We start from the raw sequence: 18,545 nt of genomic DNA, 5'->3' as shown, positions 1-18,545 counted from the left end.
TTTCCGGACAACCTCTTATAGCATATATGAAAGATTTCATAGAATTATACAAGATGAGCGTTACAACATTAGTTCTTTGAAAGATCTACAGGTTGATGTTGATCTTTGGTTGCGTTCTTATAATCAAACAAGACCTCACTCAGCGAATACTTCTACACCTATACAAACATTTTTTGACAGTAAACATATTTGCTTTTCAGAAAAACATTGGTAGGATTAGACAAGAGTCTTATATTATAGCTCTTTCCACAGAAGTCCGGATATGATAAGATTAAGGATAGATGGCGATAAGGAGGTTGGATGCCGGCAGCATATAGTTATGATTTAAGAAAAAAAGCAATGGAAGCACTAGACGAAGGGGAAAGCAGAGAAGCAGTGGCAGCAAGATTTAAAATTGGACGAACTACTTTGTGGGAGTGGCAGCAAAGAAAAAAAGAAACAGGCGACTTTCAGTCAAAAAAACTCGGTAATGGAGGTTACAATCAGAAAATTATCGACTGGAATAAGTTTATCGAATTTGCTAAAAAACACGGTAGAAAAACTCTGTCGGAAATGGCTAAACTTTGGGGCAACGTTAGTATCCAAACGATCCACCGAGCTCTCAGAAAAATTGGATTTACGCGCAAAAAAAGACATATGGATACAAGGAAAGGAACGAAGAAAAACGTGCTGAATTCTTAAAAATTATAGCAACAAAAGAACCAGAAAACTTAGTGTATATAGATGAGTCTGGGATTGATAACACGGAGGACTATCCATATGGGTATTGCCAGAAAGGACAGCGATTTTATGCCCTAAAATCTGGAAAAAAAACTCAACGAATCAGCATGGTTGCAGCCTTAAGTAGAAGAAAGATAGTTGCTCCATTAACATTTGAAGGCCACTGTAATATGGATATTTTTAATGGATGGTTTGAGCAATTTTTGGCACCGATCTTAGAACCTGGACAAACTGTCATTCTTGATAATGCTACTTTTCATAAGTCTGATAAGCTTATCAAGCTCGCTAAAGGAGTCGGTGCAGAAATTTTGTATCTGCCGCCTTATTCTCCAGATTTTAACAAAATTGAGCATCATTGGTTTGCTATAAAAAACAGAGCCAGGAAAAACATTCCTCTATTCGAATCCTTTCGTCGTGCTGTTGATTCTGCCTTCCTATGACCTATTCGGACTATTATGAGAAATGCTATAATTTTTACTACATCAATTCTTCTGTGTCAGATAAAATCTTGTCTTTTAAAGAAGATATTACATATTATTTCTGAAATCCAGTCGAGTTACTAACAACCGATACCTCATTAAGATAATTATTGGGTAACGATTTAAACTTCTTTGCAACATTCATAATTCTTGAACCTACCGCATTTGGATCTACATTTTTAATCTCTGCAATAAGTGCTTCTTCAACATCCATAGTTCTGTTCTCAGACACTTGCTTAGAAAATTCGGCAACCTGACTACTAAATTTTCCAGTACTCTTTACTCTTTTTATTCTATCATCAGCATTTAATAACTTCCTTTTTTTCCCTGTAAATTCTTCTTTATCCAATGAATCCTTGTGAGCAATTTCTACACTTTCTATTTCCCTTGCTTTCTTATTTAACGAATACCCAGATGATGAGACCTCTCCACCCCCCTGTTCTTTTCTTGGATACGCATGCACACCACTAGACTCCTCTAGTATACCAATTGATGTTTGGAAATCCACTTCATTTAATCTTTCCATAACCAACAAAGCTTTCTCCTTGCAGGATCTTCCTTTAGCATGCTCACCTAAAATGTTATAAACTTTTTCAAGCATTAATAGCACTCTGTGTACAGTAGAAGCCTGATATTCGTCAGAATAATCAACTAAACTAATAACTTCCGAGCTCTGACTAACGTAGCTAAATACTTGCTTATATTTTTTTAAATATAAGCAAGTATCAATAAAGCCTTCTAGCGCTTCAGCTACTATTGTATGATATTTTGCATTATTGATACTAACTGAACCTTTTAAAGTCTTTAATACCATATCAAGATTATAATATTGCATATCATAATTCTCTAAATCTCTATAACCAATACCGAGTCTTAATCTTATTTTTAACATTGTATCAAGATCGCTAGTAGAAAGTTGTTCATAATAACTCAAGGCTTCCTCAAGACAATCGACTTCTTCATAATAATTGTCAGTATCCCTATGAGCACTAGCAATTCTGCACAAAAGGTCAATCAATTTGTGATAGGCAAAATCACCACTCGGATTAAAAAAAACACAAGTAGCAAAGGCAGTTTCAAGCGCAATCATCTCATAATAAATATTATTTTGTTCTTTATAATGTTGAGCTATTTCTAATAGTAAATCAGTTGCTTGGTATTTACTCAAAAAAGAATTTTGCTCAAAAACAAAGCTAATAAGTTTATCAGAAAACTCTTCTTCTGCTATAGAATACTCCAGTTCATTCTCAAGATCACAACATTCCATGACATATCTAGATGTTGAAAGAGAAGAATCGTGCTTGTCTAAAAAAATGGACATAGCTCTTTTAATTAGAACCTTCTTTATATGTGGGTTACTCCCAACCCTAGCAACAGCTAACAGAACCTTGGCTAATGACAATTCATCCTTATGATAATAACATTCGTAAACTGTAGACAGTAAATCCTCGTTTAAAATGAAACTAGTTTCTTCCACATAAGAGCCCAAAGTATGACAAGCATCAACCAGTTTTACAAAAGCTCCAGATACTTCATGATCATAAGGAGAACCCTGATTTCTATAAAGCTCTCTAAAAATCTCTATGCTCTTCTCAAGACTATTGATTTCTGCAACATTTTCTCCCAAATTTCGCTGAGCATCAGCAAGATTTAATAGTGCATAAGCTGTTTCAGAAGCACAACCAGGATAATTTTTTAAAATTTCTATACCTTTTTCAAGATATAAGATCTTTCCAATATCGTCTTGTAAAAATCCAGTAGCATTACCAAGTTTTATAAATACTTTAGCCACCTTCACCTGAGTTGCATCAAGTCGGGATTCAATCCTCAAGAGCTTTGTAAGCACTGATACTTCATTTTCTGCTATTTCCAGGTCGGAATATGCTTCAGCCAATAACCATAATAAAGGCTGTACATAACATCTTTCTACATCTGATGCACTTTCAGGATCCTTTGCTGCCCAACTCTCTACATGAAACAAAAACTCCTCTAAGTGTGGTGACAACTGTTCCTTCCTATCATAGTCTTCCACACCTTCAATACCAACAGGGAAAAGACTTTTTAGTAATTCATAAGTCTTTTTGATAACCTCTTTCGTTCTTTTCTGATCATCTAATTGTAATCGGATTACTTCTTGAACCAATCTTTGAACATTTAGTGTGCTTTGTTCTTGTTTACCGTTCACCATAGAATATCTTGTAAGCAAACGAATAGCTAACTCCAACTTATTCTCATCACCTCCCGCTAAATTTAAAAACATTCTCCTATCGATATTCCGAGGTTCAAGATAAGACACAATGTCCAAAATCTCTAAAGCCAGACATCCATGTTCTTTATTACTTAATATCATATCAAGTGTAACCTTCCACGTCGTAAAAGTTGTACTAGTATAAGTATTATCAACACCCATAAACACATCAGAACCAAGCAGTTCCTTTTTCTTTTTGTTATATTGATTCAAATAATTACTAAGACCAAACCTACCTGACCTTTGATCTAGAATATGTGACACTGCTTGTCGTAGAGCTAAGGGAAAAAATTCCACTATACTTACCAATTCTTCTATTTCTTCGTCTTGAGAATCATCCTTTATCTCCAGTCCTTTTTTTACAAATTGCAACGCATCATCTGATAACAACCCTTTTAGTTCTATACATCCTATTCCTTCCAATTCTCGATCACGAGAAGTAATTAAAATATAAGGCTTGTTATCACTAGATTTTAGAGAGTACAATGGTAAAAACTCCTTTAGACACTTAACATTCCAAGCATTATCAAAAATAAAGAGACTTTTCCTATCTGCAAAAAAACTATATACTTCTTTCACAATATCTCCTGCAGTCTTTTTCTTTCCATCTCTGCAATCAAGATTAATCCCCAACCTATTATCTCTAGCTAATCCAAGAAAAGACTGTACAAGCTCTGCCTTGCCCCCAGCATTTATCCATATTACATTTTCGTCGTAATCCCTGAAATATTTTTGCGCATACTTCCTAGCTAACTCAGTTTTGCCTATGCCACCCAACCCAACAATAGACACCATTTGTGATATCACTGACGTTTTTTCTGAACTTTGTATCCTACTATGTAAATCACTTAATTCTTTTTCTCTTCCAGTAAATAATGCCACTGGACCTTTTACTTCAAACCAAATCGGCTTTGAATTTCCTTTCTTCACTGCCTTTAAAATGGCTTTCTCATATTCAGCATATTCTAAAGCTGATTGAGTTCCACCAGTTCCACTTGAGTTATCTGAAGAAACTCTGGTGTCACCTCGACGAAGTGACAAACAACGTAGCATTGCTATTGGACTATTATCACTACTAGAACCTTCTGATTGTCTACTTTCCCCACCTCCTGGACCTTGTCCACCTCCTGGACCTTGTCCACCTCCTGGACCTTGTCCACCTCCTGGACCTTGTCCACCTCCTGGACCTTGTCCACCTCCTGGACCTTGTCCACCTCCTGGACCTTGTCCACCTCCTGGACCTTGTCCACCTCCTGGACCTTGTCCACCTCCTGGACCTTGATTTATAATCAAATCCTTTATACTATTTATTTCACTTTTAAGAGAAGCAATATCACCTTTCTGAGCTATTCCTTTGATTTTGATTTGTTCTAGTATTTCCTGAGCTTTCTCTTCTAAATTTATTCCTCCTAAAGTATATTGATACTCATCTTCTTGGACAGTTGAATTGCGATTCACGTGGACTGTTTTTCGCTTTTTCATTATAGCGCCAACCCCTTCTTCCTCAAAGCTTAAAGGATGTCTGTAGCCGTATCGATCGGCAGAAGTTCCGCAAAATTGTAAATACACAGAGTTTGATTCTTCCTTTATAATTATACCCGTTTGATTGTATACTTTATTAGAAGACACATATTTTCCATTGTGCTTAAAGCTCATTGAAGACTCATCTAATCCTTTAATGTTACCTAAAAGAACACCTTCTATTATCGAATCAACCGATAAATCCTCCAATTTTTCACAAGCATAGTATACTGCTCTAAGGACAGCACATAATGATAGCTTTGACAGGACTGGAGTATTAAGTCGACTACCTGTCAATTCTATAAATTGCTTTTCAAAACTTTGGAAAATTTTAATTCCAGCTTCCAATAAGATTAGATCGGAAGCAATCTTAGCTTTGGATTCAAAAACTTCAACAATTTTCTCAGCTTTTCTTTTTCTCATAGACAGACCACTAATAACCGCAATAGTAAAGTTTCTGGCAAATAATGTCGCTGAAGGTGCAGCTCCTAAAAAGGAACCGGTAACTGCACAACCTGCCATCGCCCCAGCGAATGAAACCGGAAATTCTTTTAAGACTTTTTTAGCAAATCCCCTTTTTGACATCTGGTGAGATTTAGCTGATTCGAATAAGATGTAAGCATTACTCATAAAAGATTCTGCAAAAAAAAATAATTTCCTCCCTACCTCCATGGGCGGTTGATGAACAAAAACTACTTCAGCACTTTCCCTTGAAGTGCCTGGTTGATCGCTTCTTCTCAAACTAATCATAATTCCCCCACATAAATCTAAGTGTTTTAATTGTACAAGTCAAAATTAGAAATGCAAATATTTTATTTCTAAATCAGTATTATAGCTCTTTTTACAATAATCCGAACAGACCGTAATATGCTACTGGCCTGCTATAGCCATAAACACATATCTTATCGCATTCGGACTATTATAAGAAAGGCTATAGATACTCTGTTTATAGAAAACAATATTTTTATGAATACTTATTTTAATTTACCGGAATTTTATACAGTTGAACTCATAGCCAACATAAGTAGTTTATGCATTAACTAAATTTTCCAGGTTCAAGTTTGGATGATGGAAAAAGTTCACTTTTTCTATTTTTAAAAGAGACCTTTTATTTTACTTATAATTTTTTCTACCATATCTACAACTGGCTCATGAATAAGGTATATGAAAAAAATTACACCACAAATGATAAGTATATTTATGATTTTACCCTTATTCATCTTTATCTTGAGCTTCACTTTTGTTACAAGATCCATTTTATTTATGTTTTTATTTCATGCTGACAATTATATCTTAAATACCATAATTTTCAGTAAAATTTGACTTCAGAAGTATTCTATTAATTCAACATTAACCTTTTTATGTGTAAAATAGTTAATATAATATTAAAGCAGGCTGATGAATATAAGCACGATAGATAATACGCTGCAAAATTACATAACAAAATACATTGAACAAACATTCGCTACACACGTGCTAGGGAATAGATACGACAAATTGTATAGGAAACTTCTAAGTGGTATAGAAGAGATAATAAAGCTTGCTGTAAATGAAGCAAAACACTACGATGAAAATTTAGAAGATCTATATAACGATTCAAGATTTAATAAGAAATTTATTCAAGCTGTTGCTAAACATCAGGTGTCGGAATTTTTAAATATAGCATTTCTCATAATAGTCCGAATAGGTCATAGGAAGGCAGAATCAACAGCACGACGAAAGGATTCGAATAGAGGAATGTTTTTCCTGGCTCTGTTTTTTATAGCAAACCAATGATGCTCAATTTTGTTAAAATCTGGAGAATAAGGCGGCAGATACAAAATTTCTGCACCGACTCCTTTAGCGAGCTTGATAAGCTTATCAGACTTATGAAAAGTAGCATTATCAAGAATGACAGTTTGTCCAGGTTCTAAGATCGGTGCCAAAAATTGCTCAAACCATCCATTAAAAATATCCATATTACAGTGGCCTTCAAATGTTAATGGAGCAACTATCTTTCTTCTACTTAAGGCTGCAACCATGCTGATTCGTTGAGTTTTTTTTCCAGATTTTAGGGCATAAAATCGCTGTCCTTTCTGGCAATACCCATATGGATAGTCCTCCGTGTTATCAATCCCAGACTCATCTATATACACTAAGTTTTCTGGTTCTTTTGTTGCTATAATTTTTAAGAATTCAGCACGTTTTTCTTCGTTCCTTTCCTTGTATCCATATGTCTTTTTTTGCGCGTAAATCCAATTTTTCTGAGAGCTCGGTGGATCGTTTCGATACTAACGTTGCCCCAAAGTTTAGCCATTTCCGACAGAGTTTTTCTACCGTGTTTTTTAGCAAATTCGATAAACTTATTCCAGTCGATAATTTTCTGATTGTAACCTCCATTACCGAGTTTTTTGACTGAAAGTCGCCTGTTTCTTTTTTTCTTTGCTTCCACTCCCACAAAGTAGTTCGTCCAATTTTAAATCTTGCTGCCACTGCTTCTCTGCTTTCCCCTTCGTCTAGTGCTTCCATTGCTTTTTTTCTTAAATCATAACTATATGCTGCCGGCATCCAACCTCCTTATCGCCATCTATCCTTAATCTTATCATATCCGGACTTCTGTGGAAAGAGCTATACTATAATTTTACGCATTAGGGCTGTTATAGCCACCATCTTCTTCTTACCACTTTCAACAAGCTTAGAATAAAAGGCGCCAAGTATAGATTTTGACCTTGTAGCAGCCATAGCGGCTGTAAAGAGCTTTGAACGAACGTTACTTCTACCACCTGTAATCCTTCGGTAACCAACAGCTTTACCACTTTCTTTTGGATGCGGTGCAACTCCGGCAAGACTTGCTACTTCTTTTCTATTTAAGTAACCAAGCTCTGGCATTAAACACAAAAAATCTTGTGATAACTTTTTACCTATTCCAGGAACTGTTTTAAGAATTTTTTGGTGTTGTTGTAATTCGCGGCTTTCATCAATAATCTTTTGTATAGTATCATTGAGTTCGTTTATTTGACTATCGAAAAACTCAATGGTCTTTTGACAGCTTTCTTTTATATGATCATTTTCCGGTGCTTCAAGTCTGCATTTTTCTTGAGTTCTCATTTGCGTAATATCATCACGACGTTGACAAAGTGCAGCCAAAGTTGATTGTTCTGTAGAGGTAGGTACAAATAGAGAGATAGTTCTATGGCGTTCAAATCCATATTGAGCAAGAGCTCTTGCATCTGATCTATCAGACTTTGCTAAAGTTCCGTGAGATAAAATAAAGCTTTTTACTTTACGAGTATTAGCTCGATGCACGGCAATATTTTTGTCGGTAAGAAAATGTGATAAGCCAAGCTCATATTTCCCTGTATTTTCTAAAGTCACTAAAGCATTAGGTAGAATATCTGAAAACTCTTGAAATAATTGTTGCCAACCAGAAGCATTATTATCAAATTCGACAGCATTCTTCTGTTTGTGAATTGCAACGACATTTTTAAATTTTCCGATGTCAATGCCAATAAAATTTTGATAAGATGTAACCATAATAAACCTCGATAGTTTTAGTTAATTTAAGATTGTAAACGGGTGCATATATATGTCCCAAGCAACTATTCAAACGTATCGAGAGATAGGGCTAGCGTACCTTGATACCAACGGTTGTAATACCAATTTCCTTTCGGTCGCGCACGCCCGCTATTCCTAGTGAGCAGGGTTATCTTTCTCTCTTATCTCTTTTATATCACGTTTTTAACTTACAATTGCCTTAGGTCTTCATCTGTAGTTTCATCTGCATACTGTTGTCTAAGTGAAGAAGGTCGCCCCTCCTCACTCGACTTCAAAACCGTACGTGAGACTTTGCGCCTCATACGGCTTCTCTCTAATTTGGTGCTTGTCATGCACACCTCCTGTGTAATTCATCGTGACAATGCCCATGTAACAAAGATAAATTTTTGATCATATTGTTTCGTCTATTCCGGTCTTTATGATGTATTTCTATTATATCATCACTTTCAAACCATAGTCTACAATTACCGCATTTACTTTGTTGTAACTTCAATAGTTTTATTACTCTCGATGGCTTATCTGGTATTTCTCTAAGACGATTACCCCAATATACCCAATCACCATCATATGGAGATCTGGTTTTTTGCACTTTGATATGTCGTTTAATAACATGATCGCTGTGTATAATAAGATGTATCTTGTTACTTGTCATAAAACGCCAGTTATCGTTATTATACTTTTTAAAGTATTTTCTTTTTATCCAGCATTTCCCTTTGTTTGGGTGCCTAAAGACTGCCCACTTCCAGAGCTTTCTATGTATAGTATTATCCAATGAGCTAAAGATTTTACATGAAACTACCGAAGAGTAATATTGACTCCATCCTCTGTTTATTGGATTGAGATTCCTTATTATTACTTCCTGTGGCGCCCCACGCATTTCTCTAAGTTTATGTTTAATAGCAAATGTATGCTGCTTTATAGAATTACGACTTGGTTTTATTAATAATGTGTAACCTTTTTTACTTTCTTTTGTTGGATATTGTCTTATTGAAAATCCAAGAAAATCAAATCCTGGTTTTGTTTCGTCAATGGTTCTTAATGTATGAGAAATTCTTGTTTTAGAGGGCTTTAATTTTAGTCCAATGGTTTCTAACCATTCTTCAACTAAAATTTTTGCTTTAAGAATAATCTCTTCGTTTTCATGTATGATGACAAAATCATCACAGTAGAAAATTACACTAATAGACTTTTGCGCGTTTTTATGCGATATCCTACCATATTTTCTTTTCATGCATTGAAAGAGTTCGTTTGTTAATGCTTTTTTGACATGTTGCTCTAATCCGTGTAATGCAACACAAGCTAGCAACGGTGCCTCCTTGAATTGTACCACGTTTTGTGGATTGAAACTTTCCATCTTCCATAACGCCTGCCCTTAACCATCTTCTTATGATTTTCTTTAACGTTGGTGTGGTTTTCAAGCAGTTTATTATGGTTAATATTGTCAAAACATCCAGAAATATCAGCATCTAATACATATGCTGTTTTCTGTTTTAGCACATCAAATATGGCTTCAATTGCATCATGACATGATCTACCAGGTCTAAAACCATAAGTGTTTGGCTCAAGTTTTGCCTCCCATTCTGGTTCTAAAGCCATTTTTACAAGTGTTTGTGATATAGTAGGTATACCAAGCGGGCGATGCTCGGATGGCTTACCAGGTTTTGGGATTCAGACGCGTCTTGATGGCTTTGCTTTTTCTTTTATATCTAAAGAATATGATAGTTGTAATCTTTCTTTTTGATTAAGATTAGCCTTTCCATCAATACCTGCAGTCTTCTTCCCCCTATTGTCCTGTGTTACTTTCCTAACAGCGAGTGTTTTTGCACTTGTTGATTTGAGCAATAATTTTTGAAGATTATGCATCTTTTTGATATCATTACATTTAGAGGCTTGGTAAATTCGTTTTTGTAGCTTAAATGAAGATTTCTTCAGCTTTCGCCAAGGAATTCCATTCCATTCATACCTAGCTTTTTGCTGGTCCATAACATATTCACTACTATTCACCACTTTACCTTCCAAATTAAAGTGTTTACGTCTGCATATCCCAGATATTACTTTGGGCATTAGCTTCTTAAACAATCCTTCCACATAGCAGCTTGTGGTTGGCTACCTACTTATATTTAATGAATATAAGAGCTTTTATGTGGTTACTCCGTTCCATAGCTTCGTTTCACGTTAAACTTAGATTCCTACTATTTGCCGGAAGCTGGGAACATCAATAACTAAAGTCTTCAATCTTTAGTTCCCCTTTTGCTTCGTACCATTTTGGTCTATGCGTAGTTCAACCTCTTTTCGCATACTATGCTTTGACGACAATTCAAACATAGGTTCCTCTCGTAATCATATCTAACTCTGTTTGCAGGGATTCACCATGAGGTTTAGTGTTACCTGCTTTTATCTCATGCTTGCATCCCAAGGGTTGCCATCCTTTGAAATGTGAGACATACATTATCCCCGATGTCTAGGGAAGATGGAATTTAACCATCACAAAACCACGGCTTTCCGGGTCGCACTGAAGAAAAATAACCAACGATCCACTATGCTTTCTAGCTGTTCTTCCTTATTCTTAGGAAATTTAGGTAGTTCAATAAATACAAATTGAAAATCTTTTAAGTCATGCTCATTGGTTTTCTCATCTCTTATAGTGTGGCTGGATATATAATCAAGCTTATCAGGAAATAAATTACAATTAGAGATAGCAATAAAGAAAACCTTCTTTAAATCAATGTATAGCTCTTTTTACAATAATCCGAACAGACCGTAATATGCTACTGGCCTGCTATAGCCATAAACACATATCTTATCGCATTCGGACTATTATAAGAAAGGCTATACTTACCAGATTTATCAGCTTGCCTTGAGTAAGCCTTAGCAGCATATAGTTGAGCTCGTTTCTCAAAACCTTTATCACGAGCAAACTGGTCAGGTAAGGAAGCAGTATTACTACTACTCCCTCCCTTAGAAACCTTACTATTACCCACAAATATGAGGTTCATGAGCAAGTCTCCATCCTTCTGCTAGATCAAAGAGACGTCTCCACCCTTTCCAAAGAGTAATTGGTCCTGGTTTTGGGTCGCTTTTTCTTGCTAAATGACCTCCAAGTTCACGAAACGGCTTCTTTTATAGTAGGGGCTATATTTGGACATGGTTTCCTGTGTATTTTAACATATAAAACTTTCCATTCTTCCTCAGCTAATAAGGCAGTACATAGTAATGTTGGGTTAGTTCTTGCAATTGATGTAATAAAGAAAATTCTCCAAGCAATAATGCTCATGACTGTTAAATACCTCATTAATCTTTCTGCTGTTCCAAGTCTACATTCCTCAACTTTGAGACCAGATTTTAAAATCTTATGCAATATCTCTATTTTCCATCTCAAACAATACCAACTAACTTTTTCAACAGCTTCTTCAAAAGTACTGACCGGAAAAAAGCATCCACTCTAGAGGACTTGCTTCGGGAGGAGAGTTTTTTTCAACAACATGAATTGCGTGAAGTTGTAGACTCTGTCGGTTTATATTTTATGTGACCTTCTTTACATTTTATATGGCCTTCATGTGATAAATTTTCCGAATCTAATTTCTAAAAACGCTGTCCTTTTTTGCTTGTTATCTCTAGCAGGGATTTCAACTTCTACTTTTCCAGCGCAAGGGAGGCCTTGGATAAATGACCATAATTTTTGCTTGTTCCTGGTATGCATGAATTTTTTATTTACATTTCTGTTGTGGCGAGCTCTTACTAAAATTGCTGAGTTAAGATTATGTGCAAGTTCAAAAAAATCATGCATATCTGCTTCTCTGTCACATACAGTTATAGCTTCGGTTTGGGCCAGATCTATAATATTATTTGTTTTCTTTAAACTTTCTAGCCATTTCATACTTTCTTTATCCTCAATATGAACGTTGTTACGATGGCTCTTTAGTCTTTTTTCTTCTTCAGAAATGAGTTGCCTCGAGTAAATCTTTTGATCCAGTATTCCCAGCTTCCGTACTAACAGCAAGGGCTGTATGCATTACTGCTCCTTTTCCAGCAATAGTTCCCAATCCGCTTATGGCTTGAGTATGAAATATAAGTTGTATCTTGAATCACAAGAATTCTTTTATGAGCTTTTGTTCTTTCAACTGTTTTATCAATGTGTGAAGCTAGAATATCGACTTCTTTTACGTTCTCATTTTGAAAAAAACGTTATGCTGCTTTTGCTTCTGACCAACTTCCGCATGCCTCATTAATTGAGCTTTCAGGTAAACTTATCAAACTATCAGCAATCTTTACTAATCGGTCAGTTAATCTTTTATCTCCAAGTACAGCATCTCCAAATTCATTTTTAGCCCATTCATTACTCTCGTTTGCCATTTTTATACCCTCAATATTTGCAAACTTTAATATTGTAATACTTTATTTATAAGTACATTTATATTTGTGGGTAATAGTAAGATTTGATATGCTGCCAACACTTATGTTCAAATTAAAAATGTCATTTATGATACTAGCCACTTCACGCTTTGAGTTTTTGTAAAATCCGCTGAGTGCTGCAATTATAGACTTAACCCTTGGACCAAATGTATCTGGCGTAACACCTTCTGGTAACTTGCTACTTTTTCTTTTTCTGCATCTCCAACAACGACCATGTTCCAATTATAGCTCTTTTTACAATAATCCGAACAGACCGTAATATGCTACTGGCCTGCTATAGCCATAAACACATATCTTATCGCATTCGGACTATTATAAGAAAGGCTATACTACATAAGGCCTAATTTCCGGAAGATCAACTTTTTGGTGAACATAAGGTTTTTCGCATATTACAAGCTCTCCTCCGCATTCACAAATATTAGGCAACTCTATTTTTACTACTTTATCCGCTTCCATTGTGGCATGAAAATTTCCTTTATGCCCAACCTGATCGCCAACATTCCTTTCGCTTTTTGGCTTGTCCTTTTTTGTTTTGTACAATTCTTTAGAGCTCGGTAGAGATGAATTTTTCGAGTTTAAACCAAGCCTTTCCTTTAATTCAGCGTTCTCTATCTTTAAAGCTTTATTTTCTGCTTTTAAGTTTTCTATCTCTGCTTTCAGTTTTTCTATTTTTTGCTGTAAATTTTTGCAAAGTTCTAAAAGGTTTACCACATTACCTCACTTTTGCTCTATGATTATCTTTATTATCTTGCTTTGTCTACCTTATTCTACCACTCCGCTGAACGGATACAATTTACTAAACAGAAAAAAAGGCAAAAGAAACCCTAGGGTAGCTAGTTATTCACTATCCATTTTTTAAGTTGGCGTTTTTTAATGTTTTAAATAGCGCGTTTCAGCTTGTGTAGGTAAAAACCTAGAAATATTGTGAAGACATAAGGTGCACATAGTGCAAAAAATTAAAAATAATACGCCAACTACGTTGTTTTCTTGCTGTTTAATCTGCACAGATGAAGATAACTGAATACCTTCAGTTTCATGATAAGGGGGCTGGCGAAGGGTGTCAAGCAAGTTTTTTCGTTTCTATTTCCAATAAAAGTTTGTTATATGGTTATGCAAGAAGTCTATTATAAATGAAATGAATGTGAAAAATATCTTGTTAGCACTTTTAGTACAAATGATATTCAGTTTGCCGCTATTTGCAGCTGATCCTGTTTTGCTCAACTGCATTAAAACTCCGGAAATATATGACCTTGATGCAAGGCCAAAAAATTTTAGCTCTTCAAACAATTTAAGAAGGAAACCTGGTTCTCCAAATAGTGCAATAGGGGAATTAATACACATAGTGGGTAGAATTACTGATATAAACTGCTTACCAATACAAAATGCTGTAGTTTCTATATGGCACGCGAATTCACGCGGCGTGAACCATTACGATAAGAATATAGAGGATGATCTGAATTTTGCTGGATCAGGAAGGTTTGTAGTGAATAATCTTGGCTATTATAATTTTATTACGATAGCACCTGGTAAAATTGGTGATAGAGCTCCACATATCAACTTTCTAGTTCAACATCCGGATTTTCCAGAATTCACAACGCAAATGTTTTTTGCTGACCATAATTGCGCTGATCCTGTTCTTGAAGATTTTGTTAGTAATGGGCTTGCAAGCCTTCTCATAACACCATTTACTTACAGTGATCAGGTCATAAAAACCTATACGTTTAACATTACCTTGGGCGGATATAATAAGTTCTCTAATAAAAGATAAAAAACCTTGCATGTAAGGGAGTCCATAGTAAACTTAAGTGTTATTGTACTTAGGATGTATATGAAAAATATCTTACTGATGTTTTTGCTATGTTTTATGTACAGTTTACAATTATTTGCAACGGAGATACCAGCAATGAAAATAACAATTTCTAAAATTTCGCCCGATTTTAAAACAATAGTAATGGGTTTATTTGAAGACAACGAAACCGTAAATGATGGCGGAGTTTTGCAAGGAAAACAGGTCATAGATAATATAAAGCAATTTAGCGATTTCAATGGAAGTTTTGGTGAATTTTTCTCTACTGCTTTGCCAGAAGAAAAAAATGTTATAGTTGTTGGACTGGGTAAGAAGGATGAATGGAATGAAAATAAAGAATTAAATATTGGTGGTAAAATATATTGTGAGCTAAGCAGATTAAAAATTAAAAAAGCAGCGGTTTTAATCGAAGGTAGTGCAGCAAATGTTGCATATGGTGCGTTTCTGCGTAGTTTTAAGTTTGATAAGTATAAAACTAAAAAGGATGAGAAAATTACAGAGGTAGAGGAGATTACCGTATTAGTAAAAGATGAACAATTAAGTAATGCTGAAAGATCATTTGAGCACTTAAGGCAAGAAGGTGAGAGTATATTCCTTGCGCGCTCTTTTATAACAGAGCCTCCTAACATTCTATATCCAGAATCCTATGCTGATCATATAAAAAAAGAACTTACTAAGCTTGGCCTTGAAATCGAGGTGCTTGATAAAAAGCAGATGGAAGAGAAAAAAATGGGAGCCTTGCTTGGAGTTGCACAAGGAAGTAGTAAAGAACCAAAATTAGTAGTGATAAAATGGAATGGAGCTTCTAAAGAACAAAAGCCTATAGCTTTTGTTGGTAAAGGTGTAACGTTTGACACTGGTGGAGTATCACTCAAACCTTCACGTGGTATGGAGTCAATGAAATATGACATGGCAGGCTCTGCTACTGTGGTTGGGGTGATGCATGCTTTAGCAGGACGAAAAGCAAAAGTAAATGCGATCGGTGTGGTCGCACTTGCAGAAAATGCAGTGGGTGGTAATGCTCAAAGACCAAGTGATGTAGTAACTTCAATGTCTGGACAAACAATAGAAGTGTTGAACACCGATGCAGAAGGAAGGCTCATACTTGCAGATGCTTTATGGTATACGCAAGATAGATTCTCACCAAAATTTATGATTGATCTTGCAACTTTAACTGGTGCTATAGTGGTTGCACTTGGAAATAACGAATATGCTGGTCTTTTTTCAAATAATGATGAATTAGCAAACCGTCTGATTGATGCAGGAAATGAAGTAAATGAGAAGTTATGGCGTTTTCCTATGAATGAAACTTATGACAAAATTATTGATTCACCGATTGCTGATGTTCAAAACATCGCTCCTGCAGGCTCTGGTGGAGATAGCATAATGGCTGCACAGTTTTTACAGCGTTTTGTGAATGAAACTTGCTGGGCACATTTAGATATCGCAGGCACTGCTTGGCACGAGAAAGGTACTGACATTTGTCCAAGAGGAGCAGTAGGTTTTGGTGTAAGGTTACTTAATAAGTTGGTTGAGAAGTACTACGAAGCCAATGATTAAAGGTCTTTATACTGGATTTATGGCTTAGCTACATGAACGTTTATTTTCGAGGCGCAGCAAATGAAAGTAGCTGATACATATTTCTTTTTTTCTGGATTCCAGTGTCAGCTACTTTCATGACACCCTGACAACCGTCATCCCGCTACTTGTTAGCGGCTGAGATACCGCGAATGAATCGCGGTATGACGGTTCGTGGCGGCGTGACGATAAGCTCGTCATCCCGCTGCTTGTTAGCGGGATCTAGAGATACCGCGGCGGCATGACGTAGGGAAACCGTTTTTTGGGTTAGCTATAACAGTAGTCAGGAAACAATAGCTTAAAAAGAGACTTAGTGTTAAATTTCTAATAGATTACTTATAAAAATAAATCTTATGGAAAGCAGAGCTAAGGCTTGGTTCATTTGGCTGATTAGTAACTTGGTTGTTATATTCAGCAACATGCAGATAATTTATACCTTTATAAGTGTAAATCTCGAAAAGGAACTTGGACTTACAATCGCGCAAGTTGCACTGGCTAATTCAGCATATACTTGGACTTTCGCCATCTTACAATTTTTTAGTGGAGCAACGTTTAATGTTTTTTCCAGTAAAAAAATTTATTTTTTCTCGTTATCAACTATGATCTTGGGGTTTTTTGTCCTTATTAATAGTGACAATTTCTCCCATTTGATTTTGTCTCAAGTGTTGATTGCAACTGGAGCATCATTTGGTTTTATTGGTGCTGCTCACACAAGTAGCATATGTTTTTCCGCTGCCCAATTTGGACTAATGTTTTCACTAGTGCAGACAATTTCAAGCCTTTCTGCTTTGGTAATTCAAATACTGTTCTCTAACTTGCTTGCCGAAGATGCATATTGGAAAAATCTGATTGTATGCATAATACTATTTGGTGTGTTGATATTTGTACTTACGCTTTTTTGTCCAAACACACTTCCAGAAAGCAGCTCAGAAAAGCGCACAATAAAAAGCTCTATGAAGACAGTAATGTGCTCTATATTAACAGTGCTAAAATTAAGAGATATCTGGATAACTTCAGTGGTGGGTGCTATTACTTTTGGAACATTTTTAGCACTTAATACCTTGTGGGCTCCAAGGTTACTGGGCAACTCAGAACTCAATGCAATGGAGTCAGGTATAGCAACTGCAATACTATGGCTTGGTCTTGCAGTTGGTGCTCCAATTGCAGATCGAATCTCAAACTTATTTAAAAATAGGAAACATGTAATTTCTGCTTTTGCTTTATTGCAAGGCGTCTCAATTATTATTTTACTATACAGCCATTTAACAGTCCACGTTGTGTACTTTTGTATGTTAATGTTCGGGTTTTTTGCGGGAGGACATATGCTTAATTTTACTGTCGGCAGCGAGATTGTGAAACGAAAATACATCAGCACATCATCATCCATTATCAATGGATTTATGTTTATTGGCAGTGGAGTTATAGTGTCAATGTTAGCACTTTTTACAGATCATAAAATGGCACTTTTTGCAATATTGATAGTTGCCGGTATTTTAAATTATGCAACAAAAGAGACATACTCTAAAAAATAAAGTAGCTGAATCTCGAGTCGATTGCTATATTATATTTACGTATTGTAATATTTATCAATAATGGATCACGTTACAACAAAAGACACAACAGTAACTAAGGCAACGATAGCTGGAGATATAAACCAAGAAATAGGATTATCAAAGGAAGACTCTGTTTCGATAATAGATGATATATTGGACGAAATAAAGACAAGCTTGGTAAAGGATGGAATAGTAAAAATATCGTCATTTGGAACATTCTTGGTTAAGAAAAAGAAGGAAAGACCAGGAAATATACCAAATACATCGGAGAAAGTGATGATTCAGGCAAGAAATTCAGTTTCTTTTAGGCCTTCAAAAATTATAAAAAAATCAATCAATAATTAATGAACAAGGAAAAATTATTTTATACGATTGGGGAAGTAGCTGAAGAGCTACATTTGGAACAGCATGTTTTGAGATTTTGGGAAGGTCAATTTCATCAAATTAAGCCTACAAAGCGTAAAGGAAGAAGGCTATATGATCGCAAGTGTATAGAGGCCATAAAGAAAGTAAAATACATGCTATATGATAAAGGATATACAATAAAAGGAGTGCAAAAAGAATTTGGTAATGATATAAAAGTCACAAAGAATTTGTTGCAAGAACTCACCGATTTGAGGGACTATTTAACTAGTAAAATAAATAACGAGGAAAGTAACAAGCAGGCGTGAAACACTACGTCTCGCTAAAAT

Annotated in this window: 13 protein-coding genes and 7 pseudogenes; 9 read left to right on the top strand and 11 right to left on the bottom strand. The window is 35.6% G+C overall.

The genetic code is table 11. The features are described from left to right. Positions 1-22 precede the first annotated feature (22 nt). A pseudogene (locus ABWU67_RS07030) lies at positions 23-266 on the top strand (integrase core domain-containing protein); the annotation flags it as partial. A 34-nt stretch (positions 267-300) separates the two neighbouring features. Then, positions 301-1,160, top strand: a protein-coding gene (locus ABWU67_RS07025; RefSeq protein ID WP_156518142.1) for an IS630 family transposase whose coding sequence is annotated in 2 segments (ribosomal slippage) — positions 301-625 and positions 625-1,160 — 861 coding nt in all. Because the reading frame shifts where the segments join, the coding sequence is not laid out codon by codon here. A gap of 94 nt (positions 1,161-1,254) precedes the next feature. Here ABWU67_RS07025 and ABWU67_RS07020 read toward each other — a convergent pair. After that, the gene (locus ABWU67_RS07020; RefSeq protein WP_353282004.1) at positions 1,255-5,718 is read right to left on the bottom strand and encodes an NB-ARC domain-containing protein; all 4,464 of its coding nucleotides are present in this window, start codon (positions 5,716-5,718) and stop codon (positions 1,255-1,257) included. A gap of 117 nt (positions 5,719-5,835) precedes the next feature. Between ABWU67_RS07020 and ABWU67_RS07015 the strand changes: the two genes are divergently transcribed. Both ABWU67_RS07015 and ABWU67_RS07010 read left to right on the top strand, forming a co-directional pair. Continuing rightward, entirely contained in the window at positions 5,836-6,012 is a 177-nt protein-coding gene (locus ABWU67_RS07015) for a hypothetical protein (protein WP_353282003.1), read from the top strand. 354 nt (positions 6,013-6,366) lie between these two features. Continuing rightward, positions 6,367-6,627 (top strand): annotated as a pseudogene (locus ABWU67_RS07010) (hypothetical protein); the annotation flags it as partial. Positions 6,628-6,656: 29 nt separating this feature from the next. Here ABWU67_RS07010 and ABWU67_RS07005 read toward each other — a convergent pair. The 10 genes and pseudogenes from ABWU67_RS07005 to ABWU67_RS07290 form a co-directional block, all read right to left on the bottom strand. Further along, positions 6,657-7,515, bottom strand: a pseudogene (locus ABWU67_RS07005) (IS630 family transposase). A gap of 60 nt (positions 7,516-7,575) precedes the next feature. After that, positions 7,576-8,481, bottom strand: a complete 906-nt coding sequence (locus ABWU67_RS07000) for an IS110 family transposase (protein ID WP_353282002.1) — start codon at positions 8,479-8,481, stop codon at positions 7,576-7,578. A 209-nt stretch (positions 8,482-8,690) separates the two neighbouring features. After that, positions 8,691-8,834, bottom strand: coding sequence for a hypothetical protein (locus ABWU67_RS06995; RefSeq protein ID WP_264329424.1), 144 nt, complete (start codon positions 8,832-8,834; stop codon positions 8,691-8,693). Next, entirely contained in the window at positions 8,831-9,856 is a 1,026-nt protein-coding gene (locus ABWU67_RS06990) for a group II intron maturase-specific domain-containing protein (protein ID WP_197907114.1), read from the bottom strand. The genes ABWU67_RS06995 and ABWU67_RS06990 overlap by 4 nt, the downstream gene beginning before the upstream one ends. After that, the gene (locus ABWU67_RS06985; protein WP_256437793.1) at positions 9,802-10,119 is read right to left on the bottom strand and encodes a reverse transcriptase/maturase family protein; all 318 of its coding nucleotides are present in this window, start codon (positions 10,117-10,119) and stop codon (positions 9,802-9,804) included. The genes ABWU67_RS06990 and ABWU67_RS06985 overlap by 55 nt, the downstream gene beginning before the upstream one ends. Before the next feature lie 51 nt (positions 10,120-10,170). Then, the gene (locus ABWU67_RS06980) at positions 10,171-10,506 is read right to left on the bottom strand and encodes a reverse transcriptase N-terminal domain-containing protein (RefSeq protein ID WP_209473178.1); all 336 of its coding nucleotides are present in this window, start codon (positions 10,504-10,506) and stop codon (positions 10,171-10,173) included. 510 nt (positions 10,507-11,016) lie between these two features. Beyond that, positions 11,017-11,232, bottom strand: a pseudogene (locus tag ABWU67_RS07300) (PD-(D/E)XK nuclease family transposase); the annotation flags it as partial. A 104-nt stretch (positions 11,233-11,336) separates the two neighbouring features. Continuing rightward, positions 11,337-11,468, bottom strand: a pseudogene (locus tag ABWU67_RS07295) (transposase); the annotation flags it as partial. Positions 11,469-11,475: 7 nt separating this feature from the next. Then, positions 11,476-12,855: pseudogene (locus tag ABWU67_RS06970) on the bottom strand (IS4 family transposase). 54 nt (positions 12,856-12,909) lie between these two features. Then, positions 12,910-13,626, bottom strand: a pseudogene (locus tag ABWU67_RS07290) (DUF6444 domain-containing protein); the annotation flags it as partial. Positions 13,627-14,050: 424 nt separating this feature from the next. Between ABWU67_RS07290 and ABWU67_RS06955 the strand changes: the two are divergent. From ABWU67_RS06955 to ABWU67_RS06935, 5 genes are all read left to right on the top strand, one after another. Then, entirely contained in the window at positions 14,051-14,683 is a 633-nt protein-coding gene (locus ABWU67_RS06955) for a protocatechuate 3,4-dioxygenase (RefSeq protein ID WP_022626196.1), read from the top strand. A 96-nt stretch (positions 14,684-14,779) separates the two neighbouring features. Beyond that, positions 14,780-16,282: a leucyl aminopeptidase gene (locus tag ABWU67_RS06950; RefSeq protein ID WP_353282241.1), complete on the top strand. Its 1,503-nt coding sequence runs from the start codon at positions 14,780-14,782 to the stop codon at positions 16,280-16,282. A gap of 437 nt (positions 16,283-16,719) precedes the next feature. Beyond that, complete coding sequence (locus ABWU67_RS06945) at positions 16,720-17,832, top strand: MFS transporter (RefSeq protein WP_341822167.1); 1,113 nt, start codon at positions 16,720-16,722, stop codon at positions 17,830-17,832. Positions 17,833-17,892: 60 nt separating this feature from the next. Continuing rightward, a complete protein-coding gene (locus ABWU67_RS06940; protein WP_006279881.1) occupies positions 17,893-18,198 on the top strand; it encodes an integration host factor subunit alpha in 306 nt (101 codons plus the stop codon). Then, complete coding sequence (locus ABWU67_RS06935; RefSeq protein ID WP_006279880.1) at positions 18,198-18,524, top strand: MerR family transcriptional regulator; 327 nt, start codon at positions 18,198-18,200, stop codon at positions 18,522-18,524. The genes ABWU67_RS06940 and ABWU67_RS06935 overlap by 1 nt, the downstream gene beginning before the upstream one ends. Positions 18,525-18,545 lie beyond the last annotated feature (21 nt).

This window comes from Wolbachia endosymbiont (group A) of Aleiodes leptofemur, from assembly GCF_964028465.1.
Taxonomy (GTDB): Bacteria; Pseudomonadota; Alphaproteobacteria; order Rickettsiales; family Anaplasmataceae; genus Wolbachia; species Wolbachia pipientis.
Note: the sequence above shows the minus strand (reverse complement) of the source record. Positions and strands in the feature narration are given on the sequence as shown.